Source organism: Microcoleus sp. T2B6 (genome assembly GCF_036700475.1).
Lineage (GTDB): Bacteria > Cyanobacteriota > Cyanobacteriia > Cyanobacteriales > Microcoleaceae > Microcoleus.
In genome coordinates this window covers 25,085-49,730 of sequence record NZ_JAUBOZ010000058.1, presented here as the reverse complement: position 1 = coordinate 49,730, position 24,646 = coordinate 25,085, and the positions used below count along the sequence as shown (strand labels likewise).

21 protein-coding genes are annotated in these 24,646 nt (G+C 46.8%); 14 read left to right on the top strand and 7 right to left on the bottom strand.

Annotated features, from left to right (window positions below):
* Positions 1 to 336 precede the first annotated feature (336 nt).
* Positions 337 to 558, top strand: a complete 222-nt coding sequence (locus QUA00_RS22855) for a hypothetical protein (protein WP_333411221.1) — start codon at positions 337 to 339, stop codon at positions 556 to 558.
* Positions 559 to 799: 241 nt separating this feature from the next.
* Here the strand turns inward: QUA00_RS22855 and QUA00_RS22850 are convergent, their stop codons facing one another.
* Positions 800 to 2,527: an ABC transporter ATP-binding protein gene (locus QUA00_RS22850; RefSeq protein ID WP_333411220.1), complete on the bottom strand. Its 1,728-nt coding sequence runs from the start codon at positions 2,525 to 2,527 to the stop codon at positions 800 to 802.
* Positions 2,528 to 2,744: 217 nt separating this feature from the next.
* Positions 2,745 to 3,227: an FxLYD domain-containing protein gene (locus QUA00_RS22845; RefSeq protein WP_333411219.1), complete on the bottom strand. Its 483-nt coding sequence runs from the start codon at positions 3,225 to 3,227 to the stop codon at positions 2,745 to 2,747.
* A 287-nt stretch (positions 3,228 to 3,514) separates the two neighbouring features.
* Here QUA00_RS22845 and QUA00_RS22840 point away from each other — a divergent pair, with 287 nt between their 5' ends.
* On the top strand, positions 3,515 to 4,270 hold the full coding sequence (locus QUA00_RS22840; protein ID WP_333411218.1) for a Uma2 family endonuclease: 756 nt from the start codon (positions 3,515 to 3,517) through the stop codon (positions 4,268 to 4,270).
* A gap of 139 nt (positions 4,271 to 4,409) precedes the next feature.
* Here QUA00_RS22840 and QUA00_RS22835 read toward each other — a convergent pair whose 3' ends face one another.
* A complete protein-coding gene (locus QUA00_RS22835) occupies positions 4,410 to 6,137 on the bottom strand; it encodes an NAD(P)/FAD-dependent oxidoreductase (protein ID WP_333411217.1) in 1,728 nt (575 codons plus the stop codon).
* A 93-nt stretch (positions 6,138 to 6,230) separates the two neighbouring features.
* Between QUA00_RS22835 and QUA00_RS22830 the strand changes: the two genes are divergently transcribed.
* Positions 6,231 to 7,142 (top strand): PPC domain-containing protein, encoded by a 912-nt coding sequence (locus QUA00_RS22830; RefSeq protein WP_333411216.1) that lies wholly within the window; start codon positions 6,231 to 6,233, stop codon positions 7,140 to 7,142.
* Positions 7,143 to 7,413: 271 nt separating this feature from the next.
* Here the strand turns inward: QUA00_RS22830 and QUA00_RS22825 are convergent, their stop codons facing one another.
* The 3 genes from QUA00_RS22825 to QUA00_RS22815 form a co-directional block, all read right to left on the bottom strand.
* A complete protein-coding gene (locus QUA00_RS22825) occupies positions 7,414 to 8,025 on the bottom strand; it encodes a hypothetical protein (RefSeq protein ID WP_333306942.1) in 612 nt (203 codons plus the stop codon).
* Between the two features lie 52 nt (positions 8,026 to 8,077).
* The gene (gene ribD, locus QUA00_RS22820; RefSeq protein ID WP_333411215.1) at positions 8,078 to 9,253 is read right to left on the bottom strand and encodes a bifunctional diaminohydroxyphosphoribosylaminopyrimidine deaminase/5-amino-6-(5-phosphoribosylamino)uracil reductase RibD; all 1,176 of its coding nucleotides are present in this window, start codon (positions 9,251 to 9,253) and stop codon (positions 8,078 to 8,080) included.
* Positions 9,254 to 9,379: 126 nt separating this feature from the next.
* Positions 9,380 to 9,553 carry a hypothetical protein gene (locus QUA00_RS22815; protein ID WP_333411214.1) on the bottom strand — a complete coding sequence of 58 codons (174 nt, stop codon included), beginning with the start codon at positions 9,551 to 9,553 and terminating at the stop codon, positions 9,380 to 9,382.
* A 21-nt stretch (positions 9,554 to 9,574) separates the two neighbouring features.
* Between QUA00_RS22815 and QUA00_RS22810 the strand changes: the two genes are divergently transcribed.
* The gene (locus QUA00_RS22810; RefSeq protein ID WP_333411213.1) at positions 9,575 to 10,435 is read left to right on the top strand and encodes an FAD-binding domain-containing protein; all 861 of its coding nucleotides are present in this window, start codon (positions 9,575 to 9,577) and stop codon (positions 10,433 to 10,435) included.
* Between the two features lie 157 nt (positions 10,436 to 10,592).
* On the top strand, positions 10,593 to 11,006 hold the full coding sequence (locus QUA00_RS22805; protein WP_333411212.1) for a hypothetical protein: 414 nt from the start codon (positions 10,593 to 10,595) through the stop codon (positions 11,004 to 11,006).
* A gap of 221 nt (positions 11,007 to 11,227) precedes the next feature.
* Here the strand turns inward: QUA00_RS22805 and QUA00_RS22800 are convergent, their stop codons facing one another.
* Positions 11,228 to 11,767 (bottom strand): cyclic nucleotide-binding domain-containing protein, encoded by a 540-nt coding sequence (locus QUA00_RS22800; RefSeq protein ID WP_333141825.1) that lies wholly within the window; start codon positions 11,765 to 11,767, stop codon positions 11,228 to 11,230.
* 658 nt (positions 11,768 to 12,425) lie between these two features.
* Between QUA00_RS22800 and QUA00_RS22795 the strand changes: the two genes are divergently transcribed.
* The 9 genes from QUA00_RS22795 (at position 12,426) to QUA00_RS22755 (ending at position 24,205) form a co-directional block, all read left to right on the top strand.
* Positions 12,426 to 13,535: a hypothetical protein gene (locus tag QUA00_RS22795; protein ID WP_333141829.1), complete on the top strand. Its 1,110-nt coding sequence runs from the start codon at positions 12,426 to 12,428 to the stop codon at positions 13,533 to 13,535.
* Positions 13,536 to 13,858: 323 nt separating this feature from the next.
* Positions 13,859 to 14,122 (top strand): hypothetical protein, encoded by a 264-nt coding sequence (locus QUA00_RS22790; protein WP_333025420.1) that lies wholly within the window; start codon positions 13,859 to 13,861, stop codon positions 14,120 to 14,122.
* Entirely contained in the window at positions 14,123 to 14,356 is a 234-nt protein-coding gene (locus QUA00_RS22785) for a type II toxin-antitoxin system VapC family toxin (protein WP_333141831.1), read from the top strand.
* Between the two features lie 42 nt (positions 14,357 to 14,398).
* On the top strand, positions 14,399 to 14,587 hold the full coding sequence (locus QUA00_RS22780) for a type II toxin-antitoxin system VapC family toxin (RefSeq protein ID WP_333141833.1): 189 nt from the start codon (positions 14,399 to 14,401) through the stop codon (positions 14,585 to 14,587).
* 2 nt (positions 14,588 to 14,589) lie between these two features.
* Entirely contained in the window at positions 14,590 to 14,967 is a 378-nt protein-coding gene (locus QUA00_RS22775) for a hypothetical protein (protein WP_333141835.1), read from the top strand.
* Positions 14,960 to 15,301 carry a type II toxin-antitoxin system PemK/MazF family toxin gene (locus QUA00_RS22770; protein WP_333141837.1) on the top strand — a complete coding sequence of 114 codons (342 nt, stop codon included), beginning with the start codon at positions 14,960 to 14,962 and terminating at the stop codon, positions 15,299 to 15,301. The genes QUA00_RS22775 and QUA00_RS22770 overlap by 8 nt, the downstream gene beginning before the upstream one ends.
* A gap of 64 nt (positions 15,302 to 15,365) precedes the next feature.
* On the top strand, positions 15,366 to 18,485 hold the full coding sequence (locus tag QUA00_RS22765; RefSeq protein ID WP_333411211.1) for an AAA family ATPase: 3,120 nt from the start codon (positions 15,366 to 15,368) through the stop codon (positions 18,483 to 18,485).
* 377 nt (positions 18,486 to 18,862) lie between these two features.
* Positions 18,863 to 22,171 carry a PAS domain S-box protein gene (locus QUA00_RS22760; protein WP_333411210.1) on the top strand — a complete coding sequence of 1,103 codons (3,309 nt, stop codon included), beginning with the start codon at positions 18,863 to 18,865 and terminating at the stop codon, positions 22,169 to 22,171.
* Between the two features lie 159 nt (positions 22,172 to 22,330).
* Positions 22,331 to 24,205, top strand: coding sequence for an adenylate/guanylate cyclase domain-containing protein (locus QUA00_RS22755; RefSeq protein WP_333141843.1), 1,875 nt, complete (start codon positions 22,331 to 22,333; stop codon positions 24,203 to 24,205).
* Positions 24,206 to 24,646: the final 441 nt, after the last annotated feature.

The following is a 24,646-nucleotide window of genomic DNA, read 5'->3' as shown; positions in this document are numbered from 1 at the left end:
TCGGCTTTTTGACTTCGACTGCTAACTCTGGCGTAGAGGATGGTTGGTTTAGTAGATGGAATATTGACAACTGAGTCTCCGTCGTATCGTCGCTGTCCTGATGGTGTTCTGTACGCTTTGATTTTCCCTTCTTTCTCCCACCGTTAAGCGTGTTTTTGAACATACTCCGAGTCGTTGAATAGCGATTCTTGGTGGTACATATTTGGACATATCTGGGTTTGGTTAGGTGAATTATTCCCGTATACACCAATTGTCTAATTTATCACGGAAATGTCTAAGAAAAGCCCGTCCTAGGGATTACTCCTCACCCGACTTTTGGCAAGGGTTTTGGATGGAGTGGAAAATCCTTTTGCGATCGACGTTTCAGATGTTGCATCCTGGTTTGGGATTTCGGACAAGACGGCCCGCGAATGGCTGCTTGAGTGGACTGAAGGTAGTTTGATCCATCCAGTTTTAGCAGGTTCTGGGTCAAGAGTCCGCAGTTACGCACTAGCTGAAGAGTGGATCGCTGCTTGTTTCAAAATAAGGGAATCAGTTTCGGAAAATAGCGGAAGTTAATTTGAGCATTTAGCCCCTAATTTGAGGGATCTTTCACGAATTTACAAGGTTTTCGGCTGTTTTGAGTCTAAAAATAACGGAAGTAGGTTCGGAAAAATAACGCCTATTTAGCTTAGTTGGGGGTGCCATCGCACTCCGAAAAGAATAGTCCTGGATGCACGGGTGGTCAGAAACCGGGTTTTTTCCAAAATACTTGGTTGAGGCCCGCAGAAACGGCCAAAAACCCGGTTTCTAACGTAGCCTACTGACTAAACTGTTGAGCGTAATAGCCAGCATAGCGAGATCCCTTTTCCAGCAACTCCTCGTGCGTCCCCGATTCCACAATTCTGCCTTTTTCCAAAACTAAAATGCGATCGGCTCTCCGCACAGTAGCCAAGCGGTGCGCGATAATAAACACCGTGCGATCGCGCATCAATCTTTCCAGCGCTTCTTGTACTAAACCTTCGGATTCCGAATCCAGCGCCGATGTCGCTTCATCCAAAATCAATATTCTGGGATCAAGCAGAACTGCACGGGCGATCGCAATTCTTTGTTTTTGTCCCCCAGATAAATTTACACCCCTTTCTCCCACCCAAGTTTGATAGCCGTCAGGAAACTGACTAATGAATTGATGAGCGTTAGCAATCTCCGCAGCTTTTTGCACATCTTTCAGTTCATAATAAGATTGACCGAAAGCGATATTTTGAGCGATCGTACCCGAAAAAAGAATAGTTTCCTGCGGTACAATTCCAATTTGCCGCCGCAGAGTATTTAACGTGACATCTTGAATATCAATACCGTCAATTAAAATCTGTCCCGCTTGCGGATCGTAAAATCTCGGTAGCAAATTTACTAAAGTAGTTTTACCCGCACCGGATGCACCAACGAGAGCAATCATTTCTCCCGGAAGCACCAACAAACTCATGTTTTGCAGAATGGGTGTCTCTGAGTTATAGGCAAAATTAATGTTGCGGTATTCGACTTTGCCTGTAACATGGGGAAGTTCGATCGCCCCAGGCTTTTCGACTACTGTTGGTACAATTGCTAATAGTTCAAAAATGCGATCGCTAGAAGCTTCTCCCTGCTTAAAATCTCCGTAATTAGCAGTTGTAATAGCAATGGGGTCAATTAAAAGTGCCACCCCTGCGATATAACTGATAAATTGAGTACCTGTGAGATTTCCTTGAGCAATTTGCCAACCTCCCAGGAAAAAGAGCAAAATCACGCTCATCGCTTCCAAAAAGCCAACTACAACGAACTGAAGTGCTTTTACTCTTTCTGACAAATACTTAGCGCGGCGGTTGTGTTCTGCTTCTTCTGCAAAGCGGGCTATTTCGTAGTCTTCAGCCACAAATGCTTTGATTAAACGAATGCCGCTGAATACTTCTGTCAGCAAAGCGGATAAATCAGAGATGCGATTTTGACTTTGGCGTGAATAACTCAGCAATCTTTCGCCAAACCAGCCAATTAAAATAGCCATCAGCGGTGCAATAATTAATGCACCCAAGGTTAATTGCCAGTTGAGATAAATCATATATCCCATGACGGCAATTAGCTGCAAAACACAAGGGATAAACTGATGAAAAAATTTATTTACTACTTCGCCAATGCGGTCAATATCTTCGGTGAGGCGGTAGGATAAGTCTCCGGTTTTGGCGGTTTCAAAGTAGCCGATATTGAGAGTTTGAAGATGGGAGTAGACTTTTTTGCGAATTTCTAAAGCAATAGTCAAAGCAGCTTTGGCCATCAGTGTATCTTGACCGTACTGGGCTGTACCGCGAATTAGAAAGATAATGGCGCTGAGTGCCGCAATTTGAGCGAAGCCTTGTAAATCTCCTTTACCTATAAATTTGGCTGTTTCGCCAACTAGCCACGCTATAATCGGCCAAAATATGGTAAATACTACGGTACAAGCTAATGCTTTACCGATGGTTTGTTTTTGGGGACGGAGGTAGGGTAAGATTTGCCAGTATGTCGATCGAGTTTTCAAGATATTTTGCCCTCGCAAATTCTGTTTTTGGGGATCTCTGCAAGAATATTCAAACTTCGATCCCCCCTAACCCCCCTTAATAAGGGGGGGACAAGATTATTATTCAAAGTCCCCCTTATTAAGGGGGATTTAGGGGGATCTGTGGGTCACTCATTGCGTAAGTCATAGAGATATCTGAGCCAGAATATGATAACAGCGATCGGACAAATCTCAACAATCATTCTTGAGCGTCTGCATGAGTAGCTACTACCTTAGCCCCCGCGACAACTGCACCCAGAAAGGTGGCTGACTGTCCGGGTGCAAGAGTAACTGGTTGAGCGAAGATAAATCCGTTGTCAATTAAATTGCCTGACTCGTCCAAAACTTCATAATTGACTTTGACATTCTTGATTATTTTGCAGCCTTGATTAAGCACTTGACCGCTGAAAAAGTTGCCGTCATAATTGGCCGCCGCGATTGACACTTTTGCAGCGATGTTGGAACCGGGAATGCAAGTTTTGGCAGTTCCAGATGCTGGCTGTTTATCGCACAATCTGCCCAAGTCTACTGTTTTGCCGTCGGGGGTTTTCATGTAGCAAAACGGCTCATCAACTGGTGAATTTTGAGCCAGTGTATTTGTAGCGTCTGCCAGCAAAGGACGAGCAGATATCGGCGATATTAGCAAACTCGATAAAGCTACGGTTAAATGTAAAATGTTCATATTTATTCAGGATTTTTTCAAGTTAATTTTACTAAATAGTTTACCTAAAATTTCCGCTTACATATCTATTATATATAAATAGGTTTCAGTTAATGTTATAAAAATGAGATTGCGTAGCTTGGACACGAATGAACTAACCCTCCGTTTCACTCCACCCAAATTTTTCGCGGCAAGGATGTGTTGGGTTTCGTTCCTCAACCCAACCTACAAATCTAAAAAGCTCACTGTCAACTGTCAACTATTTAAATTATGCTATCATAAGACATCACACTTTAGAAAATAAAGTCATGGTCGTTACTCAAAATAACCCAGGACAAAAAACGTTAGAACTGATCGTAACTTGGGAGAAGTTGCCCGACGACTTCCAATTAGAAGAAAAACCAGTGGAGAATACAGGTCAACCGCTAATTGCTGGTGCACTGCGAGAAATCTTAGAACTGAGAGGATTTATCGGGCCACGAATGCTGATAGCCAGCAACTTTGGCATTTGCGCTACTGTCAACGGCGAGTTAGTAATCAAAGCACCAGATTGGGTTTATGTACCGTCGGTACTGCCTGCCGAATCGAGAAGAGACCGCAAAAGTTATACCCCAAACTTGGAAGGAGAAATCCCGACCATTGTCATGGAATTTTTGTCGGAAACAGACGGCGGCGAATATTCTGTCAAACGTACTTTTCCTCCGGGAAAGTGGTTTTTTTACGAACAAATTCTGCAAGTACCAACTTACATCATTTTTGACCCAGAAACTGGCTTGCTGGAAGTATATCGCTTGCAAAATGGCAACTACGAATTAGAATTTCCCGACGCGGAAGGTCGCCACTGGATGGCAGATATTGGTTTGTATTTAGGAACGTGGCGGGGGGAGAAAGAACAACGTTCAGGCTATTGGTTGCGCTGGTGGGATGAAGCAGGAAATCTGCTTTTATGGGGTGTAGAACAGTTAGCAGCAGAACGCCAGCGGGCCGATCGCGAACGTGAACGGGCCGAACGACTGGCTGAATATTTGCGCGATCGGGGAATTAACCCGGACGAGATTATTTGATAAGTTGTACGCCATAAGCTGTTGGGCATCTAAATTGTATTTTGGGGCGGGCTAGAAGCCCAACCCCTACTCCCCACAAGAATTAGATGCACGGGCTAGGAGCAACGGCAAACAAGAATTAGATGTACACCTTACGAGCTTATCTAATACTCGGCTTTCTATTCCCAAGATTCCGCGCTCCGGGAATTTTTCGGCTCGGACGGGGACTGTTCAAACTGCTCGCAGTTCGAGTATTCAAAGCATTAGCAGAAGGTATCAAACCCAAGTCTTGCAAAATTTCAAAAGCCGCCCTTTGTCCAGTTTCACAACCGCCTTCCATGTAACCTTGATTTTCCAGCGAAGTGTGTTCCCCGGCAAAATATAAATTGCCAACTCGTTCGCCTTCAACGCCGTACATTTGCGTCCACTGTCCGACTAAATAGCAGGAATAAGAACCTTTGAAAAAGCGTTCTCCCGGCCAATAAGCTCGCACAGCTTTGCCGGATCGCAAATTTCTCACTCCGGGAAAAACTCTTTCAAATTGGTTTAAAAATCTTTGTGCTTGGTCTTCTGGAGTTCCCGCACCGATCGACAAACCCTGCTTTCCTCCTGTAAAATTAGTAACTAAACCGTTAGGAGTAGGGGCGAAAGGCGTAGCTTCCCAGGTACTCTGGAATCCTAAATCGCTATAAACAGAAGCTGTCGATCGATAAAGTTCCCGCCAAATTCGGCTGCGGTAGCCAGTAATTAACTTAGAATTAGTACCGTAACCCAATTGCTCGATCGCCCTACGCTTCGGTTGTGGCAAAGGTACGTTAATTTTAACGTCTCGCAGAGTGCTAAACGGCAAAGTTAACAAAACTCGCTCGTAAGTGCGATCGAAGGCGCTTTGTCCCGATCGCAAATTTACGCGATAGCGGCCATCCGGCAAAAGAGTAATCGCTTCCAAAACCGTCCCCGCCTCGATCGAACCAGATAATTGACCGGCTAAACTGTTGATAATTTGACTGTTGCCGCCGTCAATTTGATAACGCTCATCGCTGTTGCCGTACAATTCAAAACTGCCAGATTCAGCACCGATTAAAAAAAGCAGATTTAACGCCGACTGTTCTTCAGGATCTCGACCGTATTCTCCCGTATAAGCAATGCGGAGTAACTGCCGGACAATAGTGCTAGTATCAGCTTGGTCTACATATTCAGCGATCGAAAGATTGTCCAATCTTTCCGCTGCTTCCGTAAAATCAAGATAGCTAATTTCATCGCCAACCGCCTGCAAATCTGCACTAATTTTACTAGCTAGGGGCGCAAAATCGGCGATTAATTGCTCAAGAGAAAAGCGCCGTCCTTCAAAGAAAAAAGTATCCTTCACCAGTCCACTCTGCACTTGGGCTAAGTCGATCGCCCGCAAACCCAATTCCGTCGCCAGCGAGATTAAATTAGTATGACCGGTGTCAATAAATTCTCCCCCCAAATCCGCCGGAATTAGCGTTCCAGCCACCTTGGGAATAGTGCGTATCCGCCCCCCCACGCGGTTAGTTGCCTCGATTATATCGGCGCGCACGCCCGCTTGGCCCAAGCGATAAGCCGCCGTCAAACCCGCAATCCCTGCACCCACAACCAAAATCGGCGATCGTCCGCCCTGTTGAGCAAAAGCTCCCCCTCCATCCCTGGTAAAAGTCGCAGCAGCGGCCGCCCCCGCAGCAGCTAAACCCCCGTGCAGCAACTGGCGACGAGATATGGCAGAATTAGGAATGCGATTCCCTACGGGATAGCTTCGCTTCACGCTCAGCATCCCCAGCAGTTCATCAGCCGGAATGCCCGTTTCCCTTGATTTCTGGGCAATACTCGCAGCGCGGCGCAGCATTGCCATCAGTGCAGACTTAGCCATAATTAAGACATCCTCACAAAACAAAACTTTGATGTAAACTGGATTCTCGATCGTGCACTTTCCAGACTAAAGCCCAGAGAGATTTTTTTAATAATGCTAACCCTCAGAACGCTGTTCGACAGGAAATTTTATCTCGAAAACAACCCAGATGTCGCCGTAGCAGTTGCCAGAGGCACGGTATCGAGTCCCTTCGATCACTACCGAAAAATTGGCAAATTTGAAAATCGCGACCCGAATGCCCTGTTCGACGCCAGCTATTATTTAGACACCAATACAGATGTAGCGGTATCAGCCAAACTCAACGGCTTTTCAGCAGCCGATCACTTTATTAGATTCGGTCAATTTGAACGACGCAACCCCAACCCTTTCTTTGATATTGGTTTCTATCTAGGAAGCAACCCAGACGTTCAGATAGCAGTCCAAACAAATCAATTTACCCCATTTGAACACTACTTAAAAGCCGGTCAATTAGAAAACCGCAAAGCCAGCATTTTCTTCGATCCCAGCTTTTATCTAGAAAAATATCCGCTGGTAGCAGCAGCAGTCCAAAGCGGCGCAGTTCAAAGTGCGATCGACCATTACATTCAATTCGGTCAACAAGAAGGACTGTTGAGCACTCTCCCCGATCCCGCAGACAATTTGAACGTAGCAAAAAGCCTGGGTATTCTCACAGAAATTCAAACTGCGAGCGATTTTGTGGGATCTGCTGAACCCGCCGACATTTACAGTTTTATCCTCAATACTCCCAGCCTTTTCAGTGTAACTATTGACGGTTTGAGTGCAGATGTTGATGTAGAATTAATTCAAGATCTCAACGGCAACGGCGCAGTTGGATTAGACGATATTATTGCTTCGTCTAACAATTTAGGCACGTCTTCAGAAACAATTGTCAGCAATGGGGCTTTACCTGCGGGGACTTATTTTGTCCGCGTTTCTCAATTTCAAGGCGATACAAATTATGACTTGAGATTGCTTTCCGCTCCTTCTCCCACGCCGCTTCTATGACATGAGGGTTTACACTCGAAGGCAGCCAAAATAGGAAGGTGGAAGACCGAATGCAGAATTACATAAAAATTTATAATTAAATAATTCTGCGGGATTGTCAGTTAGAGACTGTCCGGTTAATGACTTATAATATAATTGTTTGTTGTCATCCTCTTAAGAGAAGAGAAGACTTAAGCCCTCACTACAAACCTAATTATAAATTTTTGACCGTACTTGATATTAAAACAAACAATTCTCTTTTCCATCTTCTATCTTCCATTGGGCTGATCTTTCAATTATTAGTTTCGGGCCCGCTGGGAGAGGGCAAAGATTGAACAGGTGCCGGAGGCCAATTAGAGCGACTTCTGCTTAGAGTAGTAGACACCAAAGCATAGCCCAAAACAGCCGGAAGGACGATCGCACTCAGAAACACGATCGTCGCAGCCCAAGTCATCGCATTCGAGAGCGGGCCGTAATGAGTGCGGTAAGGGTCAAACAGTGGTAAATTAGGCATCGGCGCGTCCCGCAGCGCGATCGGACGTTTGAACCGCACCCGCCTGTCGTCTAGCTTTTCGAGCAAAATCCAGCCAACTTCCGCCTCTTCCTGGCATAGCTTGTGAAAAATCGCAGGATTGCGGAACAAATCGTTGCTAGCCCGCACAATCTTGTACTCCCAAACCGTCAAATCAACAGAATTGGGATCAGATGGGGGAGTGCCATTGGAGCGCGCATTTTCAGGCGCATTAAAATTATCCTCTTGAGATTCGTACCGAGTCAAAACTTCCTCCTCCTCATCGCATTTTTGCCCCGCATCCAATTGCTCGTGGTTCACCAAAAGACCCACAAGCCCAGCCTCCAAGCCGAGACTGCCAATCATCAAACTCCAAATCAGAATTTCCACCATAAAAGGAGTTAAAAGTTAAAAATCAAAAACTCAAAAGACTCGCTTTTAACTTTCAATCTTTAATTTTTAAATAGCCTTCTACCACACAATCTGCACCCACCGCGCGCCAAGAAATCCGCTCTAAAGTCAAAGCCTCAGTCATTGCCGAAAAGCCCAAATCTCCCACAGGAGTTGGAGCTCCTTGGCCACCGACAATTTTAGGAGCAATAAAAGCCATAATTTTTTGAACTGCACCCTCAGCAATTGCCCTCGCGGCCAAAGTGCCGCCGCACTCCCAGAGTACAGAAAGAAAAGATCGATCGTACAAATAACCCATAACATTAGTCGGCGTCAGCGGCGACAATTCCACAACTTCCACCCCTTTTGCGATCAAAAATTCCTGAAATTCCGGGTTAACCCCAGGCTCAGTCAGCACCAAAGTAGCCGCCACAGAGGTTTCCCACAACCAAGCCGACTTCGGCAAATCCAGAGTGCGACTCATCACCACCCGCAGGGGATTATTCCTATCAGGCTGGTGGCTCGTCAGTAGGGGATTGTCCAGACGCACCGTATTTCCCCCAACAATCACAGCATCGCAGCCGACGCGCACCCGGTGTACCTCGCTCCGAGCCTCCTCGCCTGTCACCCAAGCGCTGTGGCCGCTACTGGTAGCAATTTTACCGTCCAAAGTCATTGCATATTTCAAAATTCCAAAAGGCCGGCGGTACAAAATCCGGTGCACAAAAGCCTCGTTGAGTTTCTGGCAAGCTTCCCCTTCCACTCCCGCCACCACTTCAATGCCAGCCTCTCGCAACCGGGCTAGCCCAGTTCCAGCTACCAAAGGATTCGGATCGACCATGCCAGCCACTACTTTTGCCACCTTGGCGTTAACTAAAGCTTCGGAACAAGGGGGAGTCCGGCCGTAGTGGTTGCAGGGTTCCAGGTTCACGTAGACAGTCGCTCCTTCGGCGAGTTCCCCCGCTTCCCGGATCGCAAAAACTTCGGCGTGAGGTTGACCGGCACCGGGATGAAACCCTTCGCCGACAATCTTGCCGTCTCGGACAATTACAGAACCGACAAGGGGGTTGGGTGCGGTTTTGCCGAGAGCACGGCGAGCCAATTCTATGCAGCGGCGCATCATGGCTCGATCGAACTCTTGAACTTCGCTGTTTTCCAGTTGTTTTGTACCTTGCTGCTGTCGGTTAGCTAAGCTGGCGATCGCTTGAGCGTGCGCCGGAAAAGTTTCCATAAGATTTTGGTATTATATCTATCCCTGAGTGTACTGAACTTTGATGCTAATTTTGGCTGCGATCCGACGATCGATTGCGGCGGGGGAAAACTGTACGTTACCACTGAGATATTGCACCATTCTCAATTAGCCTTTATGAACAGGCTTTTCGGCCTGTTCCACAAAAGATAAATTTTCTTGTGGAACAGGCCGAAAAGCCTGTTGCTGACAAGGGTGCAAGATGTGAGTTACAGGAGTGAAAAGCAATTTAGGACATCGACCACGCACGATCGATCGCATAGCTTTAAGATTAAGAAACAATAGCAGGTGCTTGAGAAAAGAATGAGTCAGGACATGAAGCGGGAATTTGCCAGCCGCGACGAATTAATTGCCTACCTGCGCCAACAGTTCCCCGAAGTCGCCGCCGGGGACAGCAGCGTACCCCCGATCCTCGGCGGGCGGAAAGCAGCCGAGACAGCCCTGCAACAAATTGACCCCGGCAAGTACGCCTCAACCCGCAATTTCCTCAACGGTGCGGTAACGCGCTTGTCGCCCTATTTGCGCTACGGAGTTTTGAGTCTTGCGGAAGTCCGGGATGCCGTACTGGAGAAGGTGCGGCATCGAGAAGAGGCAGTAAAACTCGTCAACGAGTTGGGTTGGCGGGATTATTGGCAGCGACTGTACGCCGAATTGGGCAACGGGATTTGGCAAGACCGGGAACCCTACAAAACTGGTTACACTGCTAAAGATTACAGCGAAACTCTGCCGCAGGATGTCGTCGAGGGCACGACTGGTTTGGTTTGCATCGACAGTTTCAGTCGCCAGTTGCGAGAAACTGGTTATTTGCACAACCACCAGCGGATGTGGACTGCCGCTTATCTCGTACACTGGCGCCACGTGCGCTGGCAAGCCGGAGCTCGCTGGTTTTTGCAACATTTGCTAGATGGAGATCCGGCGAGCAATAATCTTTCTTGGCAGTGGGTAGCAAGCACTTTTAGTCACAAACCTTATTTTTTTAATCGGGAAAATTTGGATCGTTACACTAAGGCGGTTTATTGTCGGGATTGTCCTCTGTATGGGCAATGCGATTTTGAGGGAACTTACGAATATTTGGAAGGGAAGTTGTTTCCTAATGGAGAAAAGGTCGATCGTACCGGCGGTTCTAAAAGTTGGCAAGGCCCTAAAAAAGGTCGCAGAAATTAAAAAGTCAGTTGTCAGTAGTCATTAGTCAGTAGTCATTAGTCATTAGTTATCAACAGTTAATAGTTAACAGTCAACCGTCAACAGTCAACCGTCAACAGTCAACAGTCAACAGTCAACAGTCAACAGTCAACAGTCAACAGTCAACAATTCCCAATTTATGAACAATTCGATTATTTGGCTGCACGGCGACTGTTTGAGTCCTGAAGGCCCGGCTTTTCAAGCGCACCCAGAGGCACCGGCAATCTGGGTTTGGGATGATGCGCTGATTGATGAATGGCAGTTGAGTCTCAAACGAATGGTGTTTATTTACGAATGTTTGCTGGAGTTGCCGGTAGTTATTCGGCGGGGCGATGTGGCTGCGGAAGTTATCGCTTTTGCGATCGAATCCGGCGCAAATCAAGTGGTAACTACCGAAAGTCCCAGTCCTCGGTTTCAGGATATTTGCCGGGAAATTAAGCGATCGCACCCAGTAGAAGTTTTGCCACCGGAAGCCTTTGTCCGCTACGATGGTTACATTGATTTGAAGCGTTTTTCTCGCTATTGGCGCGTCGCTGAAAAATATGTTTTCTAATGGGGAATTGGGAAATGGTAACTAGAAATTGGTAACTGGTAATTGGTGTTAAATCCATTAAGTCCTGTACACTGCTCGTTGCCAAACTTCAAGCGAGCATCTCATATTTGTAAAAACAGTTCTTCTGCCCCCTTCCTTCTGCCTGTTTCCTCCTGCCTCCTGCCTCCTGCCTCCTGCCTCCAACTTCTAGCTTGCCTGCTTTCATTGAGATGCTCCCAACTTCAACTCCCCTTCAAACGCTCCAACAGCCATTGAAATCTTGATGCCGCCAAATCGGGATTTTCGACATTTTGGGGGATGCCGTCCTCGCCGTCGGGATCTTCATATATTAAACCATCACTATCATCGCCGAAGCGTTTGACTGTACCCCGCAGTCTCGACGACAGAAATTTGGTAATCGCCCGATAAAACCGCAGGGAAAAAAGCACGTCTTGCTCTAGTTTTTCAGTTAGCAGTCGCCGGGGAATTGACAGGATGAGGCACTCTTCAATTGCCGTGACGCTAGCAGAAGGAAGCCTCCCGTCTACAAAAGACATTTCGCCTAACACTTCGCCAGAAATAATTTTTCCGATTTCTTTGTCGCCCAAAGATGATACCGCAACGCTCAAAGTTCCCTCCAAAACTATGTACAGGGCGTCTAAGGGCTTACCTTCGGTGATCAGGGTTGTGCCGGGGAGGACTTGGGTGCGGGTGCCGTTGGCGAGCATCCAATCGATGTCGCGATCGCTCAATTCGCCTAATATCACTAGAACTTTGCTCATAAAGTCAGGTTGAGATGAGATAATTTGTATTTTTTTACTTGTTTAGTTGCGTGCTGTTGTTAGATGGTCAGACCCTGAGCGAAAGCGAAGGCTAAACTTTACAAATAGAACACTAAATTTTACACAATTTTCATAATATTCACTAATTTTGACACGATCGAGCCACAAATCTTTCTCGGATCGGTGGTATTATTCTACATTACTTGTCCTGGACCCTGCAGCAGCCGATCGCGTTGTATTAACTGCACTTGCTTGGGGCGGCGGGGTTGCCCAAACTGTTTTGACAGCTTGCTGTCTCTTGGTTTCGAGCTAGTGCCCCCTCAAAAACCGGGTTTTTCCGGCGTGGCTGCGAGTGCAGCGCCCCCAAGTACAGTATTGTAGAATGCAAGCGAGACGCGCGATCGACCCATCAATTAAACAGGATTAAGGATGGAATCATCCCTAGGATTGATTTTTTGCCGATCTATCGGTAAATTTAAATTAGCCTCTAAACCCGCCGTCCGTTCTTGAATCTAATCAGCTTGAGAGTTGACTATTCAACAGTAAAATGGCAATCTAGGAACAACACAACTCATATTTGTGTCTTTTTTGAGCAAAGCTCTCGATGTTCGCCCTCAAACACTTACACTTTTAACACACCCTTCATTGAGGAGTTTCTATGAATAGTCTATTTTCCAAGTCTACTTTTGCGTTAATAAATCTTGCAGCTTTAGCTGTTTGTTGCAGTACCATGTCAGCGAAAGCTGAAACTGGCAACTTGCCCGATGTCGCTACAACTGCAACAATCGCAGCTCAAAATATTGACCAAATTTCTGAGCCGACGGCAACTTCAGCAGTTAAACCCGACGCAGAAACAACGGCTAGTAATAAAAAAATTGATTCTATCAGTTGGAGCGAACTAACAGAAGTGGCAGAGCCAGCAGCCTCTGAATCGGCAGCCAACTTGCAAGTATCTATGGCTGCACCCGAAAAATCGGAAGCAGTAACATCTGAAATTGCTGAGACAGAAACAGCGCAAAATACATCCATTGCTGCTGAGACCCAAAAGTCGGAAGAAACCGCTAAAATTGCTGATAATGGTGTCAAAGTGCAGTCAACAGTCGAGACTGCCAAAAAGAGCGATCGACCTACCTCAATTGTTGCCCAGACCAATAATCTGGAAGTAACTGCAACGAAGGAAGAAAAAGAAGTCCAAACAGCACAAGAATTGTTGAGCAATCCTGTCAGCACTTCCGCCTCAGCTTTGACAAACCAACCGAAAGTTGCTGAAAAACCGGCAACTGTCTCGGAACCAACTGAAAAAGTAGCTCAAGGAACTCAAATCCGACCAGGCCGAGCTACTCGTTCTGGGCCCAGCTACATCGGCATTGGCGGCAATCTAGGTTTTGGCGGAGATTCAGCTTTAGGCGACGGTTCATTTGCGATTATTAGCAAAATCGGTTTGACGAACAATTTATCGGTGAGACCGACTGTTTTGTTCCGCGACAACTTAGCTTTTCTAGTTCCCGTTACCTTCGATTTTGTATCTCAAGATGCCGTCGAAGTCAGCGAGGATTTTGTGATTACTGCGGCTCCTTATGCAGGTGCTGGCGTGCTAATTTCTACCGGCGGTGACGGTACTTTTGGCTTCCTGATTTCGGGGGGTGTAGATGTGCCGCTGTCGAGAAATTTAACAGCAACAGCGGGACTGAATGTTGGTTTTGTAGACGGAGCTGAAGTGGGATTGTTAGTCGGTGTCGGCTATACGTTCCCGAATATTGCCCGGTAGTGTTGCTGTTTGAGCAAACGCAGGACAAATAAATATGTGCGGGGTTGGCTGTAGGAATACAGTCAACCCTTTTTGATGATGGAAAATCTGTCTATGCGATCAATGTAGGGTGCGCCACAAGCACAGAGCGGTAATGTAGGGTTGGAAATCTTCGTAGAAACCTGGTTTCTTTACTCGTCCTGGACGCACAAGCCCGATCGATGAAGGATAATAGGTCGTTTCAGCCATCAATCTAAGTCCAGAAAGCCGGAATATTCGTGACAGTGTGCAAGTCTGATAGTTGTATAATAGACAGACTAGCCAAGCGTAAAAAGTAGAATCCTATGCCGCAGGGAATCTTCAACAAAATCCTCAATCAGCTTGACACTCTGGAACTGCTAGAACTACAGCAACTAGAGCGCGCTATAGGGATATATCTGGCCCAGAAAGAACAAACTGCTCAACGGACAAAATTGCACCAAGCGCTGTTAACTTCTGGTTTAGTAAAAAAAATCAAGCATTCTTCTGGGAGTCAGCAAACAGAACGGCGACTAATTCAGGTACAGGGTAAGCCTGTTTCTGAGACAATTATTGAGGAACGCCGCTAGATGACAATTTATTTTGTAGATAGCAGTGCGCTGGTCAAACGCTACATTAATGAAATAGGTTCGGCATGGGTTTTGAGTTTGTGCGATCCTGCACTTAACAACGATATATTGATTGCTGCTATTACAAGTGTTGAAATTGTTGCTGCAATTACCATAAGGTCGCGCGGCCGAAGTATCAATGCGACAGATGCTACAGCAGCGTGCAATCAGTTCAGGAGTGACCTACAATCTTAGTATCAGGTTGTAGAATTCACCGAAAGCATTATTAACTCTGCAATGGCATTAGCTGAAACCTACGGATTGCGAGGCTATGATGCTGTGCAGCTAGCAACAGGCTGTGGCATAAATAACCTTTGCACAGCTAACAGTTTGCCTGCGATGACTTTTGTATCTGCTGACGGGGAGCTGAATGCAGCAGCAACAAGTGAGGGTTTGATAGTTGAAAATCCCAACAATTACCCGTAAGGTTGCAAGCCCGTACAGTAAAAACCGCACAAATCTCGTTTGTAGCCGAGTATCGGGATGCTCCCGGATCGATCGTACTTTCTCACCAACCACCCGAAAAAACCGTGACCAAAACAGAAATCTTAGCAGCACTCAAAAATCTGACAGCAGAAGAACGCCTAGAAATCATCGAAACAGCTTCGCGGATGATGCGCGAAGAAATAGAAGAAAAAGCCCAGCGCAAAGCTGAGAGAAAGCGGAGACTCAGAGCCGCAGCCGAAGCAGCGGTTCCTTTGTATGAACCAGGAGGGCCGCTGCACGATTTGTGGTCGCCCGACAGCGAACCGTATTTCGATTCAGAGGAAGAATACCTGAGCGCAGGGGTAGAAACTAATGCGTAAGGGCGAAGTGTGGCTCGTCAGACTAGATCCAACGGTGGGAGATGAAATCGGCAAAACTAGACCTGTTGTGGTTGTCAGCGATGATGAAGTGGGAAATTTGCGCCTCAAAGTAATTGTTCCAATTACAGCATGGAACGATCTTTTTTCCCCGCTTGATTGGATGGTGCAGCTCGAACCGACATCAGAAAATGGCTTGGCCAAACTCTCCGCCGCCGACGCTTTTCAAGTCCGTTCCGTTTCTCAACAAAGATTTCTCCGACAACTCGGAACCCTGTCCGAGACAATTATGGAAGAAATTACAGAAGCACTGACAATTGTTCTGGATCTAGATTGAATAACTAGGCAACAGCGTACAAATAGTGTTATTTATAGATAGATTGTATGGCGCGATGGCCTAAATGATTCCTATACAACTTACACTCAAAAATTTTCTCAGCTATCGCGAAGCTGCTTTAGACTTTCGCGGCTTGCACACTGCTTGCATTTGCGGGCCTAACGGTGCTGGCAAATCCTCCCTCTTAGAAGCCATATCCTGGGCACTTTGGGGCTGTTGCCGCAGCGATACGGAAGACGATATCATCCATATCGGCGAAATTGATGTGCGCGTTGATTTCACTTTCTCCACCGGCGGCCAAATCTACCGGGTGATTCGCAACCGTCGGCGCGGACAATCGGGAAGTTTGGAATTTCAAGTCAGCTTGAATTCTGCCGAGAGTGAGGAAAAACTTAATTTTCGCACGCTCACAGACAAGGGGCTGAGAACAACTCAGCAAAAAATCCTCGAACACATCAAACTAGATTACGATACTTTCATCAACTCGGCGTATTTGCGACAGGGGCGAGCTGATGAATTTATGCTCAAAAAGCCGATCGAACGCAAACAAGTTTTAGCCAACCTGCTCAAGCTCGACTCCTACGATACTTTATCCGACCAAGCCAAAGATACCTCCAAACAATTTAAAGCTCAAGTCGAAGTGCTCAAACAGAGTTTGCTAACCGTACAAGAGCAACTGCAACAAAAAGAGGCTCTCGCCTCCGAACAAACTCAATTGCAGCAAGCAACCGATTTGCTTCAGCAGCAGCAGCAAGCCGACACAACCGAGTTACAGCAACTGCAACTCCAGCACCACAACCGGCAAACTTGGCAAAAACTCCTCGCCGGCCACCAGCAACAGCACTACAATATCACTCAAGAATGCCGCCGCTTGCAGCAAGAACTCAGCGCAGCCAAACAGCAGCAAAATGAGCTACAAGCCCTCCTAGAACAAGAAAAGGAAATAACAGCAGGCATCGCGTATTTCCACAGCTTGCAAGCGACAGAAGAAAGTCTGGCTGGCAAATTCAAGGCAAACCAACAAACCCAAAATCAGCGCCAGCAATTGCAAGAACAGCAGCGGCAAGAACTGAGCTTTTTGCAAAGCAAAATTCAGCAGTTGCAAGCTCAATTAGAGGTTTTAGAACAAGATGAAAAAGATGTTCTGGAAATTCTCAAACAGCAGCCGGAGGTTGACAAAGGACTCGCACAGTTGCAAGCAGTTCGATCGCGCCTCAACGAACTAGAGCAACTGCAACTGCAAGTTTCGCCGCTGCTACAACAGCAGCAGCAAAAGCAACAAAAGCTCGATCGCGCCCGCGCCGGTTTAACCGCCCGCTTAGAGGAAATCAACCGACAGGTGCAAGTTCAGCAGCAGAAGCGACAGCCGCAATTACAGCAGGAAATCTCGGCCATCGCCAATCAAATTTTGCAGTTGGAAAACAAGCGAGTTTATCAGCAGCGAGTCCGCGAAAAAGGTCAAGAAAGGCACGACTTTCTAGGAAACCTGCAAGCCAAAAGCCGCGACTATCAAACCAGACTCGCCGAGCTCGACCAAAAACTGCAACTCCTGCGGAAACATGAAGGAGAAAAAACCGCAGGTGAAGGTAAAGCCGCGAATTTTGCGGAAAACGAGCCATCGAATTCGCATTTAATGGTGCGGGATGCAAATTTTGGCAATTGTCCTTTGTGCGATCGACCTTTAGACGAACACTACTGGAATTTAGTAGTCACAAAACACCACACCCAACAGCAGGAAATCTGGAACCAACTGTGGGTTGTGCGCGAACAGTTGGCCGTCTCCGAGCGCGAAATTCAAGTCCTCAGACATGAATACCGCGAACTAGAAGAGGAATTAGCGCCCTACCAAGAATTGCGGGAACGCCGCAGTCATTTGCAAGCACAATTAGATAGCCTGGGCCAAGATGAAAACCGACTGCAAAGTATGCGTCAAGACGCTGCAGAAATAGAGCGGTTGTTACGCACCGGCGAGTATGCAGCGGAGGATTTGGGCGAACTTCAGCAAATCGAACAGCAACTGCAACAGCTCAATTACAGCGATCGCAGCCACTCCCTCGCCCGCAGCGATGAAAAGCGCTTGCGGTGGGCGGAAATTAAGCAAGCTCAAATCAAAGACGCTCAGCAGAAACTGAATAAAATTAATGCCCGCCGCCCGGATTTGCAAACTCAATTAGCTACAGTACAGCAACAGTTAGAACAGCAAAAAAATAGCTCCGAAATACAGCAGCAAATTCTATCTTTAGATAGATACATTGCGGAAATTGGCTATAATTTGGAACAGCACGAACACGTCCGCAGCGAAATGCGCCGATCGCAGTTTTGGATCGCCCGCGCCGAAAAATTGCGATCGGCAACTGTGCAGTACCCGCAAGTGCAGCAGCGGGTTAATGAAATAGCAAATTCCATCGCTGTGCGCGATCGAGATTTGCAAGCTGTCAGCGCTCAAACTGCAGCGATGAACCAGCAATTGCAAGAACATCCCGATCCCACAGCCAGAATAAGTGCGATCGAACAGCAAATCAGTCGCCGCCGCCAGCAGCTAGACCAACATTTGGGAAGTCTCGGACGCCTCCAGCAGCAGCAGCAAAATCTGGAAACTCTGCAAGTTCAGCTAGTAGCTCAAAAAGAGCAAATGCAAGTTGCCAAACGCCAGCAGCGAGTTTATCAAGAGCTGGGTCAAGCATTTGGTAAAAACGGCATTCAAGCTTTAATGATTGAAAATGTTTTGCCTCAACTCGAAGCTGAAACCAATCAGATATTGTCGAGATTGAGCGCGAATCAATTGCACGTTCAATTTATTACTCAGCGGGCGGCTGCTTCTAAAAAAGCAACTAAGTTGATTGACACTTTAGACATTTTAATTGCTGATGCTCGCGGTACTCGCGCCTATGAAACTTATTCGGGCGGTGAAGCTTTTCGGATTAATTTTGCGATTCGGCTGGCGCTGGCGAGACTGCTGTCTCAGCGGGCGGGCACGGCTTTGCAAATGTTGATTATTGATGAGGGATTCGGGACTCAGGATGCGGAAGGGTGCGATCGACTGATTGCTGCAATTAATGCGATCGCCTCCGACTTCGCCTGCATCCTCACCGTTACCCATATGCCCCACCTGAAAGAAGCTTTTCAAGCCAGGATTGAAGTCAGCAAAACTGCTCAGGGTTCTTGCATCAACTTGTCCATTTAAAAGGGTTGGCGAGGCGGATGGAAGGAGGAGAAGAAAAAAACTTGAAAAGATCAGTATTTTCACCTTCTGTTTTCTTGCCGCCTTCGGTATTTTCACCTTCTGTTTTCTGGATAAGTGCCTCATGCCTTCGGTGATACTAATTTCCCAAAAGAAGGCAACTGTAGACCCACGATCCCAACCATGATGGAATCAGTCATTGCCAATCCAAAATCTCACACCTAAAATGGTATTAGTCGTCTCCCTCGCCGACTTTTTTGGGCTGCTGACTTTGTTAAGAAAGCTAAATTAAAAATAAGATTATAGAATAAGAATGGCTTCAGGTGTTTATATTTTTTTATTCTTCTGTCCGCTCCGAAGGAGCGTGAATATTGCTACAGATGACAACAGACTCTTTCAACCTGTCTCTCCTAGAACGGGCGATCGCAGCGTCGAGCAACAGCATCCTCATCGCGGATGCTCGCAAGCCTGACACACCTATAATCTACTGCAATCCTGCTTTTGAGAAACTGACCGGTTACAGTACCCAAGAAGTTATTGGACGCAACTGCCGATTTTTGCAGGGCCCCGATACCGATCAGGCCGAATTAAATAAACTCCGCCGCAGCTTGCAAGCAGGAACGGAAATTCAGGTAGTTCTCAAAAATTATCGCAAAGACAAAACTCCTTTTTGGAACGAATTAATGGTTTCCCCCATTCTCGACAATGACGGAGAATTAACTCATTTTATTGGAGTTCAGAACGATATTACCAAAAGAGTAGCAGCCGAAACAGCCAGGGAAGAAAGCGAAGAAAGATTGCGGGCGATCGCCCGCACGACTCCCGTTCCCCTGTTAATTACGCGCCTAGAAGACAGCCTTATTTTGTATGCAAATCCTGCTCTCGGTGAAAGTTTAGGTTTGAGTTACGCACAAGTTGTCGCACGCAAAAAAATTGAACTTTATGCCAATATCAATGACCGCCGTCAATTGCTAGAATTAGTCAAACAAAACGGCTTTAGTGACAGCGAAGAAATCTGCCTCAAAAAAGCAAATGGCAGTTTTTTTTGGGTAAAAATGTCGATGCGAGCGATTAATTTTAATGGCGAAGCCGCAATTTTATCGGCATTTTACGATATTACCGATCGCGTAGAAGCAGAAACCGCACTACGGCAAAGCGAAGCGAGGTTTCAAAAACTAGCCGCCAACGTTCCGGGAATGATTTATCAATTTCAGTTAGCAGCAGACGGCACTGTGTCATTCCCCTACGTCAGTTCCGGCTGTCGCGAGCTCTGGGAATTAGAACCAGAGGTACTCCAAATTTCAGCTATTCCCGCGATCGAAATGATTCATCCAGACGATGCGCCAAGCTTCCATGAATCTGTTGCTATCTCAGCTAAAACTTTAGAGCCTTGGCGGTGGGAAGGCAGATTTGTTTTTCCGGGCGATCGGATTAAGTGGGTTAGCGGGGCTTCCCGGCCAGAACAGAGCGAAAAAGGTGACATTATTTGGGACGGCGTGTTGATTGATATTAGCGATCGCAAACTTGCAGAATCAGCACTGCGGCAAAGCGAAGCCAGATTTCAAAAAATGGCCGCCAATGTGCCGGGAATGATTTATCAATACTTGCTGCATCCCGACGGTTCAAATGAATTCATTTATCTCAGTTCCGGCTGTTGGGAACTCTACGAATTAGATCCTGAAAAAGTTCAACAAAACTCCGATTTAATTTGGGCAAGGGTGCATCCAGAAGACCTAAAAAATCTGTTAGAATCAATCGCCATTTCCGGCGAAACTCTCAAACCTTGGATATATGAAGGGCGGATCGTAACCGGATCTGGAAAAGTGAAATGGATTCGCGGCATTGCCCGCCCCGAACTGCAGCCGGGGGGCGATATACTGTGGGAGGGAGTGACAATCGACATCAGCGATCGCAAGCTAGCAGAAATCGCCCTCAGCGAGTCAAAAATCGCCCTGCAACAAGCCAATCAAGAACTTGAAAAGCGCGTCCTAGAACGCACGGAAGCCTTGGAAACATCCCAAAATATGCTGTGGTTGGTAATCAATAACATCCCTCAGTTAATCGCCTGGAAAGATCGAGATTTAGTTTACTTGGGAGGCAACAAAAACTTTGCCAAAGTCGCAGGTTTCAATCACCCCAGTGAAATCGCCGGTCTCACCGACTTCGATATGCCCTGGAAGCCCGAAGAAACAGAATTTTTTCGAGCCTGCGACCGCCGCATCATGGCAACCAACACCCCAGAATATCACATCCTAGAATCCAAAATGCAAGCCGACGGCACCCAGTGCTGTCTGGATACAAATAAAATACCTTTACACGACAATTCCGGCAATGTTGTCGGCATTTTGTCTACGTTTGAAGACATCACCGATAGGCTTTCCCTAGCAGCTCAAGTCCGGGCCAGCGAGGAACTATTTCGCACAATTTTTGAAGATGCACCGATCGCTATCTACTTAGCTAATTTAGATGATAACAAGTTAGTGAGAGTTAATAAAACTTACTGCGAAATGCTGGGATATACCGCAGCCGAATTGCTCGCCAAAACATTTATTGAACTTGGACATCCCGAAGATTCTCCAAAAAATCTCCAAGTTGCTGATTCTCTGGAGCGGGGAGAAATTACTCACTATCAAATCGAACTCCGCCAGATTACCGCTATCGGTAAAATTGTTTGGGTAAACGTGACAGCTACTTTGATTCGAGACGGCGAAGGAAAACCCATTTACAATTTAGGGATGATTGAAAATATAACCAACCGCAAAATTTCCGCCGCCGCACTCCAAGCTTCCGAATCTCAATTGAGAAAACAAGCAGCCCAATTGCAAGAAGCCTACGAAAAGCTACAACACGCTCAAATCCAATTAGTTCAATCAGAAAAAATGTCTAGCCTCGGTCAGATGGTGGCTGGCATCGCCCACGAAATCAACAATCCCGCAACTTTTATTAACGGCAATATTTCTCACACATACAACTATTTTCACGATTTAATTGAACTGTTAAGTCTCTACCAGGAATGCTATCCGTCCCCAGTGCCTCAGATTGCTGAAAAAGTTAAGGAGTTAGAGTTAGATTTTCTGAAGGAAGACTTGCCACGAATGCTAAATTCCATGAGAGTAGGAGTAGAAAGAATCAGTAATATTGTGCTGTCGCTGCGGAATTTTTCGAGACTGGATGAATCAGAAATGAAGTTGGTAGACGTTCATGAAGGAATTGACAGTACACTGTTAATCTTGCAGCACAGATTGCATCAGAGCAGTATAAAAAACGGGATTGAAATTATTAAAGAATACGGAAAAATACCCAAAATTTACTGTTGTGCGGGTCAGTTAAACCAGGTATTTCTAAATATTATCAGCAATGCGATCGACGCTCTAGAAAATCAACGGGAACCTCGGACGATCGTGATTCGCACCCTCATGAAAAAAGCTGGCATGAAAAGCCACAGTAAAAACCAGCTCAGTGATTGCGATCGCATTGTAATTTGCATCGCCGACAGTGGCCCGGGAATGAGCGAAGAGGTTCGCAAGCGGCTATTTGACCCGTTCTTCACCACCAAGCCCGTAGGGGCTGGAACCGGCTTAGGATTATCCATCAGCCATCAGATTGTGGTAGAAAAACATAAGGGAAGCCTGCGGTGCATCTCAGCGCCCGGACAGGGAGCGGAATTCTGGATTGAAATCCCCTGCTGAGCGATCGTCCATTAATCTAAAAGTTTACATATCTAACTTTTAATTCCCAATTGCCGTCGGTGCTTGAGTTATCAGGGTTTTGAATTAACCGCACTCAGAGGCCGAAATAAATCCCACTCAGCGGTGTGCTAATCTGCTGCCCTTATTCGCTAGGCAATTATGCTGAAAAAACTACCTTTATCCTGGTCTCGCTACATTCCAGCCGGGTTGACGCTGGCTTTGGGTGTCGGACTGTCGATCCTAGCATTCGCCTTGGTTTGGGACTGGGAAGACAAGCGCCGCGACTACGAAATGCAGCGCCGCATCGACGATATTTCGATCGGCATCGAACGCCAGCTCAACTCCGACTTAGATACTGTTCTGGCCCTCAGCGACTACATGAAAGCCTTCAGCGCCGTCGAGCGTTCCTCTTTTGCCCGGTTTGTCGCCCGTCCCCTAGCCGTCCACCCCAGCCTGCAACTCCTGGCTTGGGCCCCCCGCGTCCCCAATTCCGAGCGGCGCAACTACGAAACCAAAGCTAGAACCGAAACAGAGCCCAGCTTCGAGATTACAGAGCGCGGCCCGCGAGGAGAACTCCGCAAGGCTCTCCAGCGTTCCGAATACTTCCCGGCTTTCTACGTCGAACCACCAGCCGGAAACGAGATAGTATTAGGCTTTGACCTCGCCTCCCACCCAGAAATCCGCGCCGCGCTCGATCGAGGGCGCGATACAGGAGAAATGATTGTCACCAGCTACATCGGCTTAACTCAGGGCAACTCCCCGGAACTAGGTCTTTTAGCCATAGTTCCGATTTACGAAAACAGCAGTAAACCGACTACCCTGGAATCCCGTCGCCAACTGCTACAAGGATTTGTTCTGGGCGTATTTCGAGGCAAAGATATTTTCCAAACCTCTTTAAAAGGACGCAATACCGACTACCTCAATATTTATCTCGTTAGCGAGGCTCCAGACAAGCAACAAGCAGCGTCACTGTTACCGCAAAGGGCCAACCCGGTTCTCAAAAATCTCCCTGCTGAGAGGCAAATTCAGCTATTTGCGGTGCAGTTCCAATCCGAGAGCCAACAAGTGCTTCCAGCATCAGCCGCTGCTGACCGAGCGCTGATGCAAAACTGCCCGATTCTTGACAATCCAGGCCCGAACTATACAGCTTGCAGAAGGCGGCTGAAAATTAGCGGCCGCCAGTGGTCTATGTACGTGTCGGCAACGCCGGAAATTCGCCGGATTCGCAAGCACTGGCGCTCTTGGGGAACTCTGACGATGGGGATGCTGTGGACTCTGATTCCGGTGACATATATGCTGACAGCTTTGAGCCGCACCGCCCAAATCGAAAAGCTAGCCCGAGAAAGAATTCGCCAAGCCGAACAGTTGCAGGCTGCTTACCTACAGTTGGAACTCGAACAAGCTAAATCCGAGCAACTGCTGCTGAACGTTTTGCCTGCTGCGATCGCCCTGCGTTTGAAGGACAATGAACACAATATCGCCGAAAGTTTTGCGGAAGTAACTGTGATGTTTGCCGACATTGTGGGGTTTACAGAGCTTTCGTCGAGAATTTCAGCGACGGCGGTGGTGAAAGTGCTCAACGATATTTTTTCGGCTTTTGACCACTTGGCCGATCGCCACGGTTTGGAGAAAATTAAGACTATTGGTGATGCTTACATGGTTGTCGGCGGTTTGCCTACGCCCAGAGACGATCACGCCGAGGCGGTTGCGAACATGGCGATCGATATGCTGCACGAAATTCGGCTGCTAAGTTTAGAACATTCGGAACCTTTCAGCATTCGGATCGGGATTAGCAGTGGCCCAGTCGTTGCCGGCGTTATCGGCTTAAAAAAGTTTATTTACGACCTCTGGGGCGACACAGTAAATATTGCTTCGCGCATGGAATCCCACGGGATTACCGGCTGCATTCAAGTCACCGCCGAAACCTACGAGATATTAAAAGATAAATATACTTTTCAGAAGCGTGGCGCCATTCAAGTTAAGGGCAAGGGATACATGGTTACTTATTTACTGACTGGGAAAAAAGATTATTGACAATCAAGCATCCGGGATACAAGCCCCCGGATTCATCCGTCCAGAAATAAAAAACCTGTATCCGATGAAACTTGCCCCCCAAATTGATCCGTGGGGTCAGTCGATTTTAGATTTTAGATTTTAGATTTTAGATTTACCCCACAGATAAATCTGGGATATTGAACTAGGGTCTAAAAATTTTATCTTTCCACGACAGGAGTACGTGGCACGGTATCCGTTTTTGGGCTGGGTCAAGGCTTCTATTCTTTAATCTTTAATCTTTAATCTTTAATCTTTAATCTTTAATCTTTAATCTTTAATCTTTAATCTTTAATCTTTAATCTAAAAATGCTTCAATTCTAAAATCTAAAATCTAAAATCTAAAATCTAAAATCGATTGACCCAGCCCAAAAACGGATACAAGCCTCCGATTCCCCGATCGACTAAGACTTTCGAGCGCCA

Coding starts and splice junctions, on each gene's coding strand:
- QUA00_RS22765 (WP_333411211.1), top strand. CDS start 15,366: ATGATTCCTATACAACTTACACTCAAAAATTTTCTCAGCTATCGCGAA.
- QUA00_RS22810 (WP_333411213.1), top strand. CDS start 9,575: ATGAGTCAGGACATGAAGCGGGAATTTGCCAGCCGCGACGAATTAATT.
- QUA00_RS22780 (WP_333141833.1), top strand. CDS start 14,399: ATGGCATTAGCTGAAACCTACGGATTGCGAGGCTATGATGCTGTGCAG.
- QUA00_RS22795 (WP_333141829.1), top strand. CDS start 12,426: ATGAATAGTCTATTTTCCAAGTCTACTTTTGCGTTAATAAATCTTGCA.
- QUA00_RS22790 (WP_333025420.1), top strand. CDS start 13,859: ATGCCGCAGGGAATCTTCAACAAAATCCTCAATCAGCTTGACACTCTG.
- QUA00_RS22840 (WP_333411218.1), top strand. CDS start 3,515: ATGGTCGTTACTCAAAATAACCCAGGACAAAAAACGTTAGAACTGATC.
- QUA00_RS22805 (WP_333411212.1), top strand. CDS start 10,593: ATGAACAATTCGATTATTTGGCTGCACGGCGACTGTTTGAGTCCTGAA.
- QUA00_RS22835 (WP_333411217.1), bottom strand. CDS start 6,137: ATGGCTAAGTCTGCACTGATGGCAATGCTGCGCCGCGCTGCGAGTATT.
- ribD (WP_333411215.1), bottom strand. CDS start 9,253: ATGGAAACTTTTCCGGCGCACGCTCAAGCGATCGCCAGCTTAGCTAAC.
- QUA00_RS22755 (WP_333141843.1), top strand. CDS start 22,331: ATGCTGAAAAAACTACCTTTATCCTGGTCTCGCTACATTCCAGCCGGG.
- QUA00_RS22830 (WP_333411216.1), top strand. CDS start 6,231: ATGCTAACCCTCAGAACGCTGTTCGACAGGAAATTTTATCTCGAAAAC.
- QUA00_RS22760 (WP_333411210.1), top strand. CDS start 18,863: ATGACAACAGACTCTTTCAACCTGTCTCTCCTAGAACGGGCGATCGCA.
- QUA00_RS22785 (WP_333141831.1), top strand. CDS start 14,123: ATGACAATTTATTTTGTAGATAGCAGTGCGCTGGTCAAACGCTACATT.
- QUA00_RS22845 (WP_333411219.1), bottom strand. CDS start 3,227: ATGAACATTTTACATTTAACCGTAGCTTTATCGAGTTTGCTAATATCG.
- QUA00_RS22770 (WP_333141837.1), top strand. CDS start 14,960: ATGCGTAAGGGCGAAGTGTGGCTCGTCAGACTAGATCCAACGGTGGGA.
- QUA00_RS22800 (WP_333141825.1), bottom strand. CDS start 11,767: ATGAGCAAAGTTCTAGTGATATTAGGCGAATTGAGCGATCGCGACATC.
- QUA00_RS22825 (WP_333306942.1), bottom strand. CDS start 8,025: ATGGTGGAAATTCTGATTTGGAGTTTGATGATTGGCAGTCTCGGCTTG.